The following is a 17,011-nucleotide window of genomic DNA, read 5'->3' on the forward strand; positions in this document are numbered from 1 at the left end:
TGCCGCTCCTTGTTTTAATGTACTGCCTTTACTGGCCGCTAAGGACTCGCGCAGGGTCAATATTACTGGCGCGCCGCGCCGGATACCAACTTGCCAAAAGACTCAGCAACAATGCTGTGACCAGTACGTAGAAGACGTCCAGCCAGTGCAATTCCGATGGCAGGAAATCAATAAAATAGATATCGCTGGAGAGGAACTGATGACCGATCAACTTTTCAATCCACTCAATAATCGGGGTAAGTTGCAGTGAAACCACCACACCGATAATCACCCCACACAGGCTGCCGAACAGCCCTGCCAGCAATCCATACCAGACAAAGATGGCGCGAATTAAACCATCTTTCGCCCCCAGCGTTCTTAATACTGCGATATCGCCACTCTTGTCTTTCACCGCCATCACTAAGGTGGAGACGATGTTGAAACAGGCCACGCCAATCACCAGTACCATCGCCAGATACATAATGGCGCGGATCATCTGGATATCGCGATACATATAGCCGTAAGTACCAATCCAACTTTTAATATAAACATAGCTGTTGGTCACTTCACCCGCATCGCGTACCAGCTTATTGGCGTTGAAAACATCCGTCATTTTAAGGGCAATACCTGACACGCTGGAACCCATATCAAGATATTGTTGGGCATCCGCCAGCGGGATCATGGCAAAACTGTGATCGAGTTGACCACTCAACTGCAAAATACCGGCAACGTGCAAACGCACACGTTTTGGCTGCATCAGTTTATGCTCGGGATTCGAGTTGGGGATCATAATCGACACCCAATCCCCCTGCTTCACTTTCAGCGCATCCGCCACGCCTTTGCCGATGATAATTTGCTGTTCGCCCGCTTTAAAATTGCGCCACGCATCGCCCTGGACAAACGAGGGTAATGCGCTCAGACGCTGTTCCTGTTGCGGGTTAACGCCCTTCACCTGGATTGCGCGAAGATTCGCGCCACTTTCCACCAGCCCGGTGAAATTGATATACGGCGCGGCAGCGGCAATACCCGGCACTTTTTGCACGTGATCCAGTGCTTCCTGCCAGTTAGTCCACGGCTGATCCACCGCCTCGATTTCACCATGCGGCACCACCGCCAGAATACGGTTGTTCAGTTCGCGTTCAAAGCCGTTCATCGCGCTTAAGCCGACGATCAATACCGCCACGCCGAGGGCAATGCCAATGGTAGAAATAACGGAGATCAGCGACACCATGCCGCCGCGCCGCCGTCCGCGACTAAAACGCAGGCCAATTAATAACGATAAAGGCATCGCCATTACTCCGCCCCCATCAGGCTCAGTTCCGCCGTCAGACGACCATCACGCATTTCTAACTGGCGGCTCATACGTTTCGCCAGTTGCAGGTCGTGAGTAACCACCAGGAAGGCGGTGCCCTGCAAGCGATTCAATTCCCCAAGCAACTGGAAGATGCTGTCGGCGTTACGCGCATCGAGGTTACCGGTAGGTTCATCCGCCAGTACCAGGCGCGGGTTATTCACCAGCGCACGGGCAATCGCCACACGCTGGCGTTCGCCGCCAGAAAGTTCAGATGGGCGGTGATTCGCACGATGATCCAGCCCCACCGCTTTTAACATCTCAAGTGCACGGCTGTTGATTTCAGCGGGCTTTTTCTTGCCAATCAGCAGCGGCATAGCCACGTTTTCCAGGGCGGTAAAATCCGGCAGCAGGTGGTGAAACTGATAAATAAAGCCCAGCTTCTGGTTGCGCAGCTCTGCTTTCGCCGCCGAAGACAGTTTGCTCATCGGTTGACCGTTAAAGATCACATCGCCGGAGGTTGGCGTATCCAGCCCGCCCAACAAGTGCAGCAAGGTGCTTTTACCGGAACCAGAGCTACCGACGATCGCCATCATTTCACCTTCGCCGACGCTGAAACTGACATTGTGCAGCACATCGGTTTGCACACTGCCTTCCTGATAGCGTTTGCACAGGTTGTCGCATTGCAACAGGATCTTATTCATAACGTAAAGCCTCAGCGGGTTGAGTGGCGGCAGCGCGCCATGAAGGGTAAAGCGTAGACAGCAGCGCGATAGCCATCGCCACCAGCGCAATAACAATGACCTGTAAAGGTTCGATAGCGACCGGCAGCGCCGCGCCATCAAGCAGGACGCCGATTATCGGCATCAGATTATTTAACTGGCTGGCAAGCAGGGCGCCAAGCGCCGCTCCGAGGATCGCACCGATAATCCCGGCGCTGGCCCCTTGCACCATAAAGACCATCATGATTTGTCGCGGAGTTAAGCCTTGCGTTTGCAGGATCGCTACTTCGCCCTGCTTCTCCATTACCATCAGCCCTAGTGAGGTAATAATGTTAAACGCCGCAACGGCGACAATCAGGCTCAGCAGTAAACCCATCATATTTTTTTCCATGCGTACGGCCTGGAACAACTCGCCTTTACGATCACGCCAGTCCTGCCATTTGCTGCCTTCAGGCAGTTTTTGCTGACTTAATGAGTCGACTTTCAGCGGCTCATCCAGCCACAAACGCCAGCCGGTAATATTGCCTGCCGGATAACGCATCAGACGCGAGGCATCCTCAATATTCACCAGCATTTCATTGCCATCGACTTCACTGTTGGCGGCGAAAGTGCCAATCACATTGAACAGGCGCTGACTTGGAATACGCCCCATCGGCGTGAACTGGCTGGCAGATGGTACCATCATGCGGATTTGATCACCGCGATTAACGCCTAGCTGTGAGGCAAGTTGTTCGCCGAGGATGACATTATATTTCCCCGGCTCGAGGTCAGTTTGTTTCACATTGACCAGATACGGCGTTAGTGGATCTTTTTGCGCCGGGTCGATACCGAGCATCACCCCGACCGCCACGCTGCGCGCGCTTTGCAGTACCACATCACCGGTAGTAATAGGTGCGACGCGATTAACGCCGTCCAGTTTGACTGCCGTTTCCGGGAGTTGCTGCGGGTTAAGAGAGCCATGCTCAGAAGAGAGAATTGCCTGTGGCATCAGGCCAAGGATGTTGTTTTGCAGCTCGCGCTCAAAGCCGTTCATCACTGACAATACTGTGACCAGCGCCATCACCCCGAGGGTAATGCCGATGGTAGAAAGCCAGGAGACGAAACGACCGAAGCGATCCGCTGCACGCCCACGCATGTAACGCAGGCCAATAAATAGAGCGACAGGTTGGTACATGAAATCCGTCTGGTTGCTGTAGCAAAGACACGAGTATATAAGCGAAAGCAAGATGGGTAAACGTCTGAACTGTAAGTGATCGTCAGGGCTAATCTGAAAAGCCCCCGTAAATCAATCGGCTAAATTGCCATGTTTTATCATCAATCTTGCCGCCTGATCTTAATCTGAAAAATCATCCAATACAGACAGATACCCATTACACCTCGGGTCATAACCCGCAGGATCAACCGCATGTAAATTAAAAAAGAGCGTGTTGTCCTGATGAAACAAAAAGAGCTATGGATTAACCAGATCAAAGGGTTATGTATTTGTCTGGTGGTGATTTATCACTCGGTCATTACCTTTTATCCGCATCTGACCACTTTTCAGCATCCGTTATCGGAAGTCCTGAGCAAATGCTGGATCTATTTCAATCTTTACCTTGCCCCCTTTCGTATGCCGGTTTTTTTCTTTATTTCCGGCTATTTGATTCGCCGCTATATCGACAGCGTACCGTGGGGAAATTGTCTCGATAAACGGATCTGGAACATCTTCTGGGTGCTGGCGCTTTGGGGCGTGGTGCAGTGGCTGGCGTTAAGTGCGCTGAACCAGTGGCTGGCACCTGAGCGCGATTTAAGCAATGCCTCCAATGCCGCTTATGCCGATTCCACCGGTGAGTTCCTGCACGGGATGATCACCGCCAGCACCAGCTTGTGGTATCTGTATGCGTTAATTGTCTATTTCGTGGTATGTAAAATTTTTAGCCGTCTGGCGCTGCCACTATTCGCCTTGTTTGTACTGTTGAGTGTGGCGGTTAATTTCGTTCCCACGCCGTGGTGGGGAATGAACAGTGTGATCCGCAATTTGCCTTATTACAGCCTTGGCGCATGGTTTGGCGCAACAATAATGACCTGTGTTAAAGAGGTGCCGTTGCGCCGCCATCTGCTGATGGCTTCTTTGCTTACCGTTCTGGCGGTCGGTGCCTGGTTGTTTACTATCTCGCTGCTGTTGTCGCTGGTATCGATTGTGGTGATCATGAAGCTGTTTTATCAATACGAGCAACGATTCGGTATGCGCTCCACCAGCCTGCTGAATGTGATTGGCTCCAACACCATTGCTATCTACACCACCCATCGCATTCTGGTTGAAATATTCAGCTTAACTCTGCTTGCGCAAATGAACGCAGCACGCTGGTCGCCGCAAGTCGAACTGACACTCCTGCTGGTTTATCCCTTTGTCAGTTTGTTCATCTGTACTGTTGCGGGCTTGCTGGTAAGAAAACTTTCACAGCGTGCATTCAGCGATCTGTTGTTCTCCCCGCCTTCACTGCCCGCTGCCGTCAGTTACTCCCGCTAAGCCATCGCCCCAGCCGGGGCGATTCAATTTGCTAAACCATGTCGATTACGGATAATGAACAGCATTGCTTATCAGAGATATGCCCCCATATGTTGAGGCATATCCTAACGAGAATCTGACAACCGTTATGCCTGAACAATATCGTTATACGCTGCCCGTCAAAGCGGGTGAGCAGCGTCTGCTGGGCGAGTTAACCGGCGCAGCCTGTGCAACGCTGGTAGCGGAAATTGCCGAACGTCACGCCGGTCCGGTGGTACTCATTGCACCAGATATGCAAAATGCTCTGCGTTTGCATGATGAAATCAGCCAGTTCACCGATCAGATGGTGATGAATCTGGCGGACTGGGAAACTCTTCCCTACGACAGTTTTTCGCCTCATCAGGACATTATCTCCTCGCGCCTTTCCACCCTTTACCAGCTACCGACGATGCAGCGTGGCGTACTGATTGTTCCGGTGAATACGCTTATGCAGCGCGTTTGCCCACACAGTTTTCTCCACGGTCATGCGCTGGTGATGAAAAAAGGTCAGCGCCTGTCACGAGATGCATTACGAACCCAACTGGACAGCGCCGGTTATCGCCATGTTGACCAGGTGATGGAGCACGGCGAATACGCCACGCGCGGCGCGTTGCTGGATCTCTTCCCGATGGGGAGTGAGCTGCCTTATCGTCTTGATTTCTTTGATGATGAAATCGACAGCCTGCGGGTGTTTGACGTCGACAGCCAGCGCACGCTGGAGGAAGTAGAAGCGATCAATCTGCTGCCCGCGCACGAATTTCCGACCGATAAAGCGGCAATTGAACTGTTCCGCAGCCAGTGGCGCGATACCTTCGAAGTGAAGCGCGATCCGGAACATATTTACCAGCAAGTGAGTAAAGGCACATTACCTGCCGGGATCGAGTACTGGCAGCCATTGTTCTTCAGCGAACCACTGCCGCCGCTGTTCAGTTATTTCCCTGCCAATACCTTGCTCGTGAATACTGGCGATCTGGAAACCAGTGCCGAACGTTTCCAGGCTGACACGCTGGCGCGTTTTGAGAATCGCGGCGTCGATCCGATGCGCCCGCTGTTGCCACCACAATCGCTCTGGCTGCGGGTGGACGAGCTCTTCTCAGAGCTGAAAAACTGGCCCCGGGTGCAGCTAAAAACTGAACATTTACCGACAAAAGCCGCGAATGCCAATTTAGGTTTCCAGAAACTGCCAGACCTGGCCGTTCAGGCGCAACAAAAAGCGCCGCTGGATGCGCTGCGTAAGTTCCTCGAGACTTTCGACGGTCCGGTGGTGTTCTCGGTAGAAAGTGAAGGTCGCCGTGAAGCGCTGGGTGAACTGCTCGCACGAATTAAAATTGCTCCGCAACGCATTATGCGTCTTGATGAAGCCAGCGACCGTGGGCGTTATCTGATGATTGGCGCTGCCGAACATGGTTTTGTCGATAAGGTGCGTAATCTGGCGCTGATCTGCGAAAGCGATCTGCTCGGTGAACGTGTTGCCCGCCGTCGTCAGGATTCTCGCCGCACCATCAACCCCGATACACTGATCCGTAACCTTGCGGAGCTGCATATTGGTCAGCCGGTGGTCCATCTGGAGCACGGTGTCGGGCGCTATGCCGGAATGACCACGCTCGAAGCGGGCGGCATTACTGGCGAGTATTTGATGCTCACCTATGCCAACGACGCCAAACTGTATGTTCCGGTGTCGTCACTGCATCTGATTAGCCGTTACGCAGGTGGCGCGGAAGAAAACGCCCCGCTGCATAAACTTGGCGGCGATGCGTGGTCACGCGCGCGGCAGAAAGCGGCGGAAAAAGTGCGTGATGTGGCGGCGGAATTGCTGGATATCTACGCGCAACGCGCCGCCAAAGAGGGCTTCGCGTTTAAACACGATCGTGAGCAGTATCAGTTGTTCTGCGACAGCTTCCCGTTTGAAACCACGCCGGATCAGGCGCAGGCCATTAATGCGGTACTTAGCGACATGTGTCAGCCGCTGGCAATGGATCGTCTGGTGTGCGGCGATGTTGGCTTTGGTAAAACAGAAGTGGCGATGCGCGCCGCTTTCCTGGCAGTAGATAACCACAAGCAGGTGGCGGTGTTGGTGCCTACCACCCTTCTCGCGCAGCAGCATTACGACAACTTCCGCGACCGTTTCGCCAACTGGCCGGTACGTATCGAAATGATCTCCCGTTTCCGCAGCGCCAAAGAGCAGACGCAAATCCTTGCGGAAGTGGCGGAAGGGAAAATCGATATTCTGATCGGTACGCACAAACTGCTGCAAAGTGACGTCAAGTTTAAAGATTTAGGCCTGCTGATTGTCGATGAAGAACACCGCTTCGGGGTGCGTCATAAAGAGCGTATTAAAGCGATGCGCGCGAACGTGGATATTCTGACGCTTACTGCAACGCCGATCCCACGTACGCTGAATATGGCAATGAGCGGAATGCGTGACCTGTCGATTATCGCCACGCCGCCCGCCCGTCGTCTGGCAGTTAAAACCTTTGTCCGTGAGTATGACAGCCTGGTGGTCCGGGAGGCGATCCTGCGTGAAATTTTGCGTGGAGGACAGGTTTATTATCTCTACAATGATGTGGAAAACATTCAGAAAGCCGCCGAACGGCTGGCAGAACTGGTGCCAGAAGCGCGGATCGCCATCGGTCACGGGCAGATGCGCGAGCGCGAACTGGAACGGGTGATGAATGATTTCCATCATCAACGTTTCAACGTGCTGGTTTGTACCACCATTATCGAAACCGGGATCGACATCCCGACAGCCAACACCATTATCATTGAACGTGCGGATCACTTCGGTCTGGCGCAGCTGCACCAGTTACGCGGTCGCGTCGGACGTTCGCATCATCAGGCATATGCATGGTTGCTGACGCCGCATCCAAAAGCGATGACTACCGATGCACAAAAACGTCTTGAAGCGATTGCCTCGCTGGAAGATCTCGGGGCAGGTTTTGCGCTGGCAACGCACGATCTGGAGATTCGCGGCGCGGGTGAACTGCTTGGCGAAGAACAAAGCGGCTCAATGGAAACCATCGGTTTCTCGCTGTATATGGAGTTGCTGGAAAACGCCGTCGATGCACTGAAAGCCGGACGCGAGCCGTCGCTGGAAGATCTCACCAGCCAGCAAACAGAAGTCGAGCTGCGGATGCCGTCGCTATTGCCAGATGATTTCATTCCTGACGTGAATACGCGTTTGTCGTTCTATAAACGTATTGCCAGCGCCAAAACGGAAAACGAACTGGAAGAGATCAAAGTCGAGCTTATCGATCGCTTCGGCCTGCTGCCGGATCCGGCGCGTATCCTGCTGGATGTTGCCCGTCTGCGCCAGCAAGCGCAGAAACTGGGGATCAGGAAGCTGGAAGGTAATGAGAAAGGCGGGGTGATCGAATTTGCCGAGAAGAATCACGTTAATCCGGCCTGGTTGATTGGTTTGCTGCAAAAACAGCCGCAGCATTACCGCCTTGATGGTCCGACGCGCCTGAAATTTATTCAGGATTTGAGTGAGCGGAAAACGCGTATCGAATGGGTACGCCAGTTTATGCGTGAACTGGAAGAGAACGCGATCGCTTAATGGTAAATCGGGGGCGTTTCTGCGCCCCCATCTGCAACATTTACAAATTCTTTGCACTTCCCTGCACTATCCGACACTGTCACCATCCATAATTCAGGCTTATCTGTTTATTACAATAACCTTATATTTATTATGGATTTTTGGTGATGATCAAAACGCGTTTTTCTCGCTGGCTAACGTTTTTTACGTTCGCCGCTGCCGTGGCGCTGGCGCTACCGGCAAAAGCCAACACCTGGCCGCTGCCGCCAGCGGGCAGTCGTCTGGTTGGCGAAAACAAATTTCATGTGGTGGAAAATGACGGTGGTTCTCTGGAAGCCATCGCCAAAAAATATAACGTCGGCTTTCTCGCTCTGTTACAGGCTAACCCCGGCGTTGATCCTTACGTACCGCGCGCGGGCAGCGTGTTAACGATCCCGTTGCAAACCCTACTTCCAGACGCGCCGCGCGAAGGCATTGTGATCAACATTGCGGAGCTGCGTCTCTATTACTACCCGCCGGGTAAAAATTCGGTAACCGTGTATCCAATAGGTATTGGTCAGTTAGGTGGTGACACGCTGACACCGACAATGGTGACCACCGTTTCAGACAAACGTGCAAACCCAACCTGGACGCCAACGGCAAACATCCGCGCCCGTTATAAAGCACAGGGAATTGAGTTGCCTGCGGTAGTGCCGGCTGGACCGGATAACCCAATGGGCCATCATGCGATTCGTCTGGCGGCCTATGGCGGCGTTTATTTGCTTCACGGTACGAACGCCGATTTCGGCATTGGCATGCGGGTAAGTTCTGGCTGTATTCGTCTGCGGGATGACGATATCAAAACACTCTTTAGCCAGGTCACCCCAGGCACCAAAGTGAATATCATCAACACTCCGATAAAAGTCTCTGCCGAACCAAACGGTGCGCGTCTGGTTGAAGTACATCAGCCGCTGTCAGAGAAGATTGATGACGATCCGCAGCTGCTGCCAATTACGCTGAATAGCGCAATGCAATCATTTAAAGATGCAGCACAAACTGACGCTGAAGTGATGCAACATGTGATGGATGTCCGTTCCGGGATGCCGGTGGATGTCCGCCGTCATCAAGTGAGCCCACAAACTCTGTAAATCCTGGATAAAAAAAATCCCCGCGACACGGCATGTCGCGGGGAAAAAATCAGCAGTAGCAGGCATTAATGAGGGTTAATGCTTATTTATAAATTACTGCTGTTCCATGGAGGGTATTCGGACCGGTTACAGAAGTAATACGGAAAGATTTTGCGCCCATCTCATCCGCTTTTTGCGCCAGCTGCTCTTCCAGCGATCCCAGATTTGTCCCCGCGTTAGCACTGATTGTACCGACTTTTTGTTGGCCTTCTGGCGTTGACTGAACTTCGACAGCCGCAAAGCTGGCAAATGACATGGAGCTTAAAATCGCCGCAGCGATGAGGGTTTTTACGTTTTTCATAATAGTGGCCTTATGCAGATGAATGACGTCGCAAGCAATTACTTAACGATCGATAACTAAATGATAGATGTGATCTGGATCACATACAAGATATTTTTTATAACAATCATTAATTAATTTAAAAATCTTTAAATTTCAGTTAAATAGAAAGCAATTATTTTTATGGGATCTGGACTGGTGAACGGAGGTGATTATTTTTATAATAACCTTTCATTCACAGTCACCAGGTACAACGGCATCATGGCAACTGACTCAACACAATGTGTAAAAAAAAGCCGTGGCCGCCCAAAAGTGTTCGACAGGGATGCCGCGCTTGATAAGGCCATGAAATTGTTCTGGCAACACGGTTATGAAGCGACTTCTCTTGCGGACCTCGTCGAAGCGACCGGAGCCAAAGCGCCCACGCTATACGCGGAATTTACCAACAAAGAGGGGTTATTTCGTGCCGTTCTCGACCGCTATATCGATCGTTTTGCCGCTAAGCATGAAGCACAGCTGTTTTGTGAAGAGAAAAGCGTGGAGTCTGCGCTGGCTGACTATTTTGCTGCCATCGCCAACTGCTTTACCAGCAAAGACACCCCGGCAGGCTGCTTCATGATCAACAACTGCACCACCCTCTCCCCAGATTCAGGAGATATCGCCAATACGTTGAAATCACGCCATGCGATGCAAGAGCGCACTTTGCAGCAGTTTTTATGTCAACGACAAGCGCGCGGGGAAATCCCGACCCACTGTGACGTGACACATCTGGCAGAATTCCTTAATTGTATTATTCAGGGGATGTCGATCAGCGCACGCGAAGGTGCATCGCTGGAAAAACTAATGCAGATTGCCGGAACGACTTTGCGTTTATGGCCCGAACTGGTGAAATAAGTCGCAAAAAAAGCCCCTCAGCCTGAGCGAATGAGGGGCCAAATTGCAGAGTACAGCCTTGTTATACTTTGTTATTCAAAATCAGTTGCCCATTACTATCTAGCGGGATCTGCGTACCCGGATCGCGGTCCATGCGGATTTTGCCCTGCTGATCGCCAATCTTATAGGTCACATCATAACCGAGCATTTTTTCTGACTTGTCATACACCGTTTTACAACGCTGTTGCGTAGTCGTGTAAGTATCGCTTTCCTGGAGAGAGCCCTGGATCTGGTTACCGGCATATCCACCACCCAGCGCCCCCACAACAGTGGCGACATCTTTACCGCGACCACCGCCAAACTGATGCCCTATCACGCCGCCAGCAACAGCGCCGAGCACCGACCCGGTAATGCGATTTTCATCCTGCACCGGTCGACGATGGGTCACTGTGACGTTGCGACACTCCTGACGCGGTGTTTTAACCGTTTCCTTGATTGGGGTTGCAGAAACAACCTGAGCGTATTGCGGGCCACGTTCAAACACGTTCAGACTGGCCACTGCCGCTACGCCCAGCGCAGCTGCGACACCAATCCCGATACCCGCCAACATTGATTTATTCACGGGAACACCTCCTTCTTTGCAGTTATGCCAATCATGCAAGCGAAGGAGAAAAGCAGCTATCAGACAGAAGATGAAAAGCGCGGGAATGGCTGGAAATACTTAATGATTCGGAGGAGTCTGAAGGAATGCCTGATGCGACGCTTAACGCGTCTTATCAGGCCTACCGCTCGTACCATTTGTCCAGGGCGGATGAGGCGTTTATGCCACATCCGCCAGTGTACGTCGATTAATGCAACTTCAAACGCGGACGGATAACGCGGTTAATACTCCCCACCAGCATCATTAATCCGGTTTTAAAGTAACCATGCAGCGCAATCTGATGCATTCGGTATAGCGAGATATATACAAAGCGCGCAATTCGTCCTTCAATCATCATTGAGCCGCGCGTCAGGTTACCCATCAGGCTACCGACGGTGGAGAAGTTCGACAGCGATACCAGCGAACCATGATCTTTATACTGATAATTTTTCAGCGGCTTACCGTTCATCTGCGCCAGTATGTTGTTCATTGCGCAAGTCGCCATCTGGTGTGCAGCCTGAGCACGCGGCGGAACAAAGCCCCCTTCCGGACGCGGGCATGACGCGCAGTCGCCAATAGCGTAAATGTCTGGATCGCGGGTGGTTTGCAGCGTCGGTTCCACCACCAGCTGGTTGATACGGTTAGTTTCAAGACCACCGATATCTTTCAGGAAGTCTGGCGCTTTGATCCCGGCTGCCCACACCATCAGATCAGCCTCAATATATTCGCCATCTTTAGTGTGCAGGCCGCCTTCATCAGCACTGGTGACCATGGTTTGCGTCAGCACGCGAACGCCAAGTTTCGTTAGCTCGTTGTGGGCCGCAGCAGAGATACGTGGCGGTAATGCAGGCAAAATACGTTCTCCCGCTTCTACCAGCGTTACGTTCAGGGCTTCGTTGGTCAGGCCTTTGTAACCGTAGCTGTGCAGTTGCTTGACCGCGTTGTGCAATTCAGCGGAGAGTTCTACACCCGTCGCGCCGCCGCCGACAATCGCAATGTTCACTTTGCCATTTGCGCCCAGGTTGGCGGAGTATTTCAGGAAGAGATTCAGCATCTCCTGGTGAAAGCGACGCGCCTGGTGCGGGTTATCGAGGAAAATGCAGTTCTCTTTGACACCTGGCGTATTGAAATCGTTAGAGGTGCTACCCAGCGCCATTACCAGGGTGTCATAGGCGATTTTACGTTCCGGAACCAGCAGTTCACCTTTCTCATCGCGCAGTTCTGCAATAGTGATTGTTTTCGCTTCACGATCAATATCAATGACGGAACCCAGCTGGAACTGGAAACCATGATTGCGCGCATGGGCCAGATAGCTCAACGCATCGACGCCTTCATCAAGCGAGCCAGTCGCCACTTCGTGCAGCAGCGGTTTCCACAGATGGCTGTGGTTACGATCGACCAGCGTAATTTTGGCTTTTTTCTTGCGTCCCAGCTTATGCCCCAGCTGTGTTGCCATTTCCAGCCCACCAGCACCGCCGCCGACAATCACAATCTTTTTCAATGGCGTAGTCAACGTGACCCCCTTAAATTTATTAACCAATTGTTAATTAATGGTTATTAACATAGCTCTTAATTAACAACAGGTTACAGCAATGAAAATGTTCTTCGCTATTGAGAATAACATGAATGGTGCATTGGTCATACCAAAATTGATGTTAATCAAGTTTTGTTGCTGAAAAGATAGGCGACTTTACCGGGTGAGATCAAAAAACAGAGTTTATTGTTTATTATTTGAGCAAGTCCGGAAGGGCGATATAGGGTGAAGCGTATATCGAGGGCGTTTGGTCGTCCTGATAAGAGGCGCATCAGGCATTGATGCTCGAATGTCGGATGCGGCGTGAACGCCTTATCCGACCCACAGAATCCGGAGCGCATCAGGTACCGGCAAGGTTACCTGATGCGACGAGGGCATTTACCCGAGGGTTTTGAACGCTTTAATGCGCTGTAAATGCGGGGAGATATTCTTGAATTTGTGCGTCTGCTCTTCGTCCCAGACAATCTCGTAATAATGATGCAGCTCTTCAGATGTCCGCTGGCTGTTAAGCGCTTCATCATTACGCGACAAAATCACCAGGCAACGATCGCGATTCTTCTCACGGAAGTTGGTCACACACTTAGTGGCAATATCGGCATACTCTTCCGGGCGATCAATCTTGCCTTCCATGTTCTCATAAGGGAACAAATTAGGGTTGAAGATCACCTGGCGGATATCGCAAAGAAAACCAATCCGTTCCGCCCAGTATCCGCCCAGACCAACGCCGCAAATCAGCGGACGCTCGTCGACGTTCAGTTGCAACATTTTGTCCACTTCTTTGAGCAGATGCTGCATATCATGTTTCGGATGCCGCGTACTGTAGCTTATCAAGCGTACATCCGGGTCAATAAACTGCAATTGTAAGACTTTCTCGTGGTTACCCGGACTGTTAGAGTCAAAACCGTGTAAATAGATAATCATCGCTTCCTCACATAAGCCAGGGTTAGTGACCTGCTTTCTCTTCCTGCCAGCGTTCATGTAACTGATTCAGACGGGTGCTGATCGCTTTCCAGCGAGCCGAGTCCATCAGTTCCTGTCGCGAAAATGAACCTTTATGATACAAACGTGTAACACCTTCTGCCTTGATCGGTGACAGATTATCTAACACGCTTACGGCCCCTTTACGATTATTGCAGACCAGGATCATATCGCAACCCGCATCCAGTGATGCCTGCCCGCGTTCGGCATAACTGCCCATAATCGCGGCACCTTCCATCGATAAATCGTCAGAGAAAATCACGCCGTCAAAACCCAGTTCCTGACGCAAAACGGTTTTCAGCCAGTAGGGAGAACCGCTCGCCGGACGCGGATCAACATCACTGTAGATCACATGCGCAGGCATAATGGCGTCGAGTTTATTTTCGCGGATTAAGGAACTGAAGACCGACATATCTTTAGCGCGAATCTCCGCTTGTGGACGTGGATCGCACGGTGTTTCTTTGTGTGAGTCTGCCGTTACTGCACCGTGTCCTGGGAAGTGTTTCCCGGTCGTTTTCATTCCGGCTTCATGCATACCATCAATAAACCGGCTGGCAATTGCCAGGGCTTTTTGTGGATCGGCATGATAAGAACGCTCGCCAATCGCCGCGCTGATATGCCCGACATCCAGCACAGGCGCAAAGCTGATATCAATATCCATAGCGATCATTTCGCTGGCCATCAGCCAACCCGCCTCTTGCGCCAGTTTGCCGCCCTCTTCCATTCCCAACAGCGCAGCAAAGGATTGTGCTGCCGGTAAGCGGGTAAAACCTTCGCGAAAACGCTGCACGCGTCCACCTTCCTGATCTACCGCCACCACCAGATGATTGCGCGAAGCTGCGCGGATCTGGCGCACCAGTTCACGCAACTGGGCAGGATCATGATAGTTACGCGTAAAGAGAATCAGCCCTCCCACCAGCGGATGCGCAAGTATTTCACGCTCTTCCGCGTCCAGTTCGTAACCTTCGACATCCAACATTACTGGACCCACACTGCTCTCCTTATTGTTTTATTAATAGCTGCCGCCAGGTGTCATCGGCCAGCCTGATAAATTGTTGATCGCCGGTTTGTCGCCAGCGGTACTCAAACCACCCTGCTTTGAGCATCAGCAGCCAGGGAAACCATCGCCTGACCTGACGCCATAATTGCGCCGGATAAATCTTCGCGCGAGTGGCATAGTCATTGACCAATTGCCGGTGCTGGTCAGTATTTTCCACCCACACCGCCGCCAGTTCCAGCGCGATATCACCATCTCCGGCATACTCCCAGTCGATGAGTTTTAACCCTGACGCGCTATGCACTAAATTTCCGGCGTGGACATCCATATGCAATGGACTTAAGCGTAAAGGCCGTGGTTCCCGCGCTTTGCGCAGACGTTTTAACCTTCGCAGCCAACCCACTGTCCGCCGCGCCGGATCGCTTTGCTGCCAGTACAGTTCCAGTAACGGCAACAGCGTTATTCGCCAGCCAAAACGCGGTTGTTGATGTAGATAATACAGCAAGCCTGCCAGTTCGTTGGTATCCGGCAAATACGTTTTTACCTCGCCGGGCAGATAGTCGACCACCATCCAGTCACGGAGATATAAATGCGGCTTCGGTGCAATACATGCGGGTAATTGTGATAAAGCCCGATACTGGCGCAAGAACGCGAACCGCGGCGCATCAGGATCGTGCGGCTGACGTACAACAAAACGCTGGCCCTGGTGTTCAATGAGAAAACTCCCGCCACTAAGCCCACTATGAAACGTCGTGACGGGATGAAACTGCGGGAAAAAGCGCGACAGCAATTCGTCGCGCATGATGGGATTATTGCTGCGAAACGGCACCTTTACCTGACCAGATAATTTCGCCCGTCTGCACCAGCATCAGCTGCATTTGTAGGGTCGGAGCGTTAACGTTGCCAGAGGCGCTGGAGTACAGCACGTAATGAGCGCCGACATTGCGGGCAATGCCTATGGCTTTACTACGAGTACCTAAACTGTCCTGCGGCGACAAACCTAACTGTTGCTTAGCCATCGACAGCTGCTGGGCGGAAACCAGGGTAAATTTCCCGTTATTAGCCAGCGCATTTCGCAGCGTTTCGGTCGCTTCTGCGGCATTCAGCGAACCGTTAGTACGGTTGTTAACGCTATCAACCAGCAGGACGCTACCCGCAGTCACCCCGTCAGCCCCAAGCATCTTACTGACCATCGGCTGCATTGCGCCATTCCAGTCATAATGGCGAATATGCGGCGCAGGCGGTGCCGTTTGATCTTCGTGCTCAATTGGGCCTGGCTGCTGCGGGATCGTCGGCACCGAGGGCACTGTGGGGACAGGCTGTTGTGGCTCGGCTGGTTGTTCCGGCGCTGGTTTCACTTCTTCTACCGGTGCAGGTTCACGTTGCCCCACACATCCGGCGAGAAACATCGCCAGCGCGGTAATCAAGGCGTAGCGACTCATTTTTGTCATCAAGATTCACCCCTTACAAATATAGATAAAGTCTGACTTTGTGCGCCCCCAGAAAATTGGCGCTGCCGTACAGCGTTACCGCCGAATGTGCGGGAATGGTAACGCTGCGTGGCCTTTCCAGAGGATGCATCTCCAGCCCTCTGGCGTCATACCAGTAAAAACGATAATGAACGGTAACGGGTTCTTGCCTTTCGTTATAAAGCGTTGAGGATGCTGAAGGTTGAATATCAGACGTCGAAAGGACGGGCTTTTCTGCACTGATGCCCGCAGCCAATAAAGATGACTCCATCACCAGCGATTGCTCATCATTCACCGGAATTTCCGGATGTGAACGACAGCCCACCAGCAGTAACAACGCCAGAGACACCAGCCCAAAGCATCCTTTTCTCATCGTTACAGACCTTTATGCGCCAGCATTGGTCCCAGCGGACGGCCACCCAACAAGTGCATATGGATGTGGTAAACCTCTTGTCCGCCATGGCGGTTGGTATTCATGATCAGACGATAGCCATCTTCGGCAATACCTTCTTGCTCAGCAATTTTTGCCGCTACGGTGATCATGCGTCCCAGCGCCTGCTCATGCTCAGCTGAGACGTCGTTCACAGTCGGAATGAGGATATTCGGAATGATCAGAATATGCGTTGGCGCTTGCGGCGAAATATCGCGAAACGCCGTTACCAGATCATCCTGGTAGACGATATCGGAGGGGATCTCACGACGAATAATTTTGCTGAATATAGTTTCTTCTGCCACGATATTTTCCTTTTTCAAATAGCCATGCGTTGCGCCATGCTACGCCGCGCCACACTGCGAGTATAGAGTATGGTCGAGTTAAACCTGCTCTTTCAACCTTAACTCACGATTTCTTAAGCAAAAAATCGTTTTGCTGCCGTATATATCGCCATTATTCCCATTTCTGCCTGCGAATGCGCTGAAAAGACATTCTCTGTTTGGTTTACACGACAAATATGAATGCGTATATTTCTCATTTGCATTTACAAACAAAATTATTCGCACACTAAATATAATCGCTCATCA

General features: G+C 51.8%; 16 protein-coding genes. 4 read left to right on the forward strand and 12 right to left on the reverse strand.

From position 1 onward, the window contains the following. Positions 1–28 precede the first annotated feature (28 nt). The 3 genes from lolE to lolC are packed head-to-tail and all read right to left on the reverse strand — an operon-like array spanning position 29 to position 3,166. On the reverse strand, positions 29–1,273 hold the full coding sequence (gene lolE, locus FTE26_RS18775; protein ID WP_001251348.1) for a lipoprotein-releasing ABC transporter permease subunit LolE: 1,245 nt from the start codon (positions 1,271–1,273) through the stop codon (positions 29–31). Further along, positions 1,273–1,974 (reverse strand): lipoprotein-releasing ABC transporter ATP-binding protein LolD, encoded by a 702-nt coding sequence (gene lolD, locus FTE26_RS18780; RefSeq protein WP_001033694.1) that lies wholly within the window; start codon positions 1,972–1,974, stop codon positions 1,273–1,275. The genes lolE and lolD overlap by 1 nt, the downstream gene beginning before the upstream one ends. Continuing rightward, complete coding sequence (gene lolC, locus FTE26_RS18785; RefSeq protein ID WP_000284709.1) at positions 1,967–3,166, reverse strand: lipoprotein-releasing ABC transporter permease subunit LolC; 1,200 nt, start codon at positions 3,164–3,166, stop codon at positions 1,967–1,969. The genes lolD and lolC overlap by 8 nt, the downstream gene beginning before the upstream one ends. 261 nt (positions 3,167–3,427) lie before the next feature. Between lolC and FTE26_RS18790 the strand changes: the two genes are divergently transcribed. From FTE26_RS18790 to ldtC, 3 genes are all read left to right on the forward strand, one after another. After that, positions 3,428–4,501, forward strand: coding sequence for an acyltransferase family protein (locus FTE26_RS18790; protein ID WP_000810253.1), 1,074 nt, complete (start codon positions 3,428–3,430; stop codon positions 4,499–4,501). A gap of 127 nt (positions 4,502–4,628) precedes the next feature. Continuing rightward, positions 4,629–8,075 carry a transcription-repair coupling factor gene (mfd, locus tag FTE26_RS18795; protein ID WP_001299842.1) on the forward strand — a complete coding sequence of 1,149 codons (3,447 nt, stop codon included), beginning with the start codon at positions 4,629–4,631 and terminating at the stop codon, positions 8,073–8,075. Positions 8,076–8,218: 143 nt separating this feature from the next. After that, positions 8,219–9,181 carry a L,D-transpeptidase LdtC gene (gene ldtC, locus FTE26_RS18800; RefSeq protein WP_001300895.1) on the forward strand — a complete coding sequence of 321 codons (963 nt, stop codon included), beginning with the start codon at positions 8,219–8,221 and terminating at the stop codon, positions 9,179–9,181. Positions 9,182–9,263: 82 nt separating this feature from the next. Here the strand turns inward: ldtC and bhsA are convergent, their stop codons facing one another. Continuing rightward, positions 9,264–9,521 (reverse strand): multiple stress resistance protein BhsA, encoded by a 258-nt coding sequence (gene bhsA, locus FTE26_RS18805; RefSeq protein WP_000800153.1) that lies wholly within the window; start codon positions 9,519–9,521, stop codon positions 9,264–9,266. Positions 9,522–9,761: 240 nt separating this feature from the next. Here bhsA and comR point away from each other — a divergent pair, with 240 nt between their 5' ends. Next, positions 9,762–10,394 carry a TetR family copper-responsive transcriptional repressor ComR gene (gene comR, locus FTE26_RS18810; protein ID WP_000179805.1) on the forward strand — a complete coding sequence of 211 codons (633 nt, stop codon included), beginning with the start codon at positions 9,762–9,764 and terminating at the stop codon, positions 10,392–10,394. A 61-nt stretch (positions 10,395–10,455) separates the two neighbouring features. Here the strand turns inward: comR and FTE26_RS18815 are convergent, their stop codons facing one another. The 8 genes from FTE26_RS18815 to hinT form a co-directional block, all read right to left on the reverse strand. Then, entirely contained in the window at positions 10,456–10,995 is a 540-nt protein-coding gene (locus tag FTE26_RS18815; protein ID WP_001043459.1) for a glycine zipper 2TM domain-containing protein, read from the reverse strand. A 226-nt stretch (positions 10,996–11,221) separates the two neighbouring features. After that, positions 11,222–12,526 (reverse strand): NADH-quinone dehydrogenase, encoded by a 1,305-nt coding sequence (ndh, locus tag FTE26_RS18820; protein WP_000211045.1) that lies wholly within the window; start codon positions 12,524–12,526, stop codon positions 11,222–11,224. A gap of 399 nt (positions 12,527–12,925) precedes the next feature. After that, positions 12,926–13,468: an alpha/beta hydrolase YcfP gene (gene ycfP / locus FTE26_RS18825; RefSeq protein ID WP_000587933.1), complete on the reverse strand. Its 543-nt coding sequence runs from the start codon at positions 13,466–13,468 to the stop codon at positions 12,926–12,928. A gap of 22 nt (positions 13,469–13,490) precedes the next feature. Then, positions 13,491–14,516, reverse strand: coding sequence for a beta-N-acetylhexosaminidase (nagZ, locus tag FTE26_RS18830; protein ID WP_000529297.1), 1,026 nt, complete (start codon positions 14,514–14,516; stop codon positions 13,491–13,493). Positions 14,517–14,526: 10 nt separating this feature from the next. After that, positions 14,527–15,351, reverse strand: a complete 825-nt coding sequence (gene thiK / locus FTE26_RS18835) for a thiamine kinase (RefSeq protein ID WP_001116548.1) — start codon at positions 15,349–15,351, stop codon at positions 14,527–14,529. After that, positions 15,332–15,973, reverse strand: a complete 642-nt coding sequence (gene lpoB, locus FTE26_RS18840; RefSeq protein WP_000164439.1) for a penicillin-binding protein activator LpoB — start codon at positions 15,971–15,973, stop codon at positions 15,332–15,334. The genes thiK and lpoB overlap by 20 nt, the downstream gene beginning before the upstream one ends. A gap of 13 nt (positions 15,974–15,986) precedes the next feature. Further along, positions 15,987–16,364 carry a YcfL family protein gene (locus FTE26_RS18845; protein WP_001225281.1) on the reverse strand — a complete coding sequence of 126 codons (378 nt, stop codon included), beginning with the start codon at positions 16,362–16,364 and terminating at the stop codon, positions 15,987–15,989. A 2-nt stretch (positions 16,365–16,366) separates the two neighbouring features. Beyond that, complete coding sequence (hinT, locus tag FTE26_RS18850; protein WP_000807125.1) at positions 16,367–16,726, reverse strand: purine nucleoside phosphoramidase; 360 nt, start codon at positions 16,724–16,726, stop codon at positions 16,367–16,369. Between the last annotated feature and the right edge of the window lie 285 nt (positions 16,727–17,011).

Source organism: Escherichia sp. S10b, assembly GCF_028421345.1.
Lineage (GTDB): Bacteria > Pseudomonadota > Gammaproteobacteria > Enterobacterales > Enterobacteriaceae > ECMA0423.

What these genes read in the sequence shown, in the direction of transcription:
- comR (WP_000179805.1), top strand. Translation starts at nt 9,762, where the DNA reads ATGGCAACTGACTCAACACAATGTGTAAAAAAAAGCCGTGGCCGCCCA.
- mfd (WP_001299842.1), top strand. Translation starts at nt 4,629, where the DNA reads ATGCCTGAACAATATCGTTATACGCTGCCCGTCAAAGCGGGTGAGCAG.
- FTE26_RS18845 (WP_001225281.1), bottom strand. Translation starts at nt 16,364, where the DNA reads ATGAGAAAAGGATGCTTTGGGCTGGTGTCTCTGGCGTTGTTACTGCTG.
- lpoB (WP_000164439.1), bottom strand. Translation starts at nt 15,973, where the DNA reads ATGACAAAAATGAGTCGCTACGCCTTGATTACCGCGCTGGCGATGTTT.
- lolC (WP_000284709.1), bottom strand. Translation starts at nt 3,166, where the DNA reads ATGTACCAACCTGTCGCTCTATTTATTGGCCTGCGTTACATGCGTGGG.
- bhsA (WP_000800153.1), bottom strand. Translation starts at nt 9,521, where the DNA reads ATGAAAAACGTAAAAACCCTCATCGCTGCGGCGATTTTAAGCTCCATG.
- FTE26_RS18790 (WP_000810253.1), top strand. Translation starts at nt 3,428, where the DNA reads ATGAAACAAAAAGAGCTATGGATTAACCAGATCAAAGGGTTATGTATT.
- lolE (WP_001251348.1), bottom strand. Translation starts at nt 1,273, where the DNA reads ATGGCGATGCCTTTATCGTTATTAATTGGCCTGCGTTTTAGTCGCGGA.
- ycfP (WP_000587933.1), bottom strand. Translation starts at nt 13,468, where the DNA reads ATGATTATCTATTTACACGGTTTTGACTCTAACAGTCCGGGTAACCAC.
- lolD (WP_001033694.1), bottom strand. Translation starts at nt 1,974, where the DNA reads ATGAATAAGATCCTGTTGCAATGCGACAACCTGTGCAAACGCTATCAG.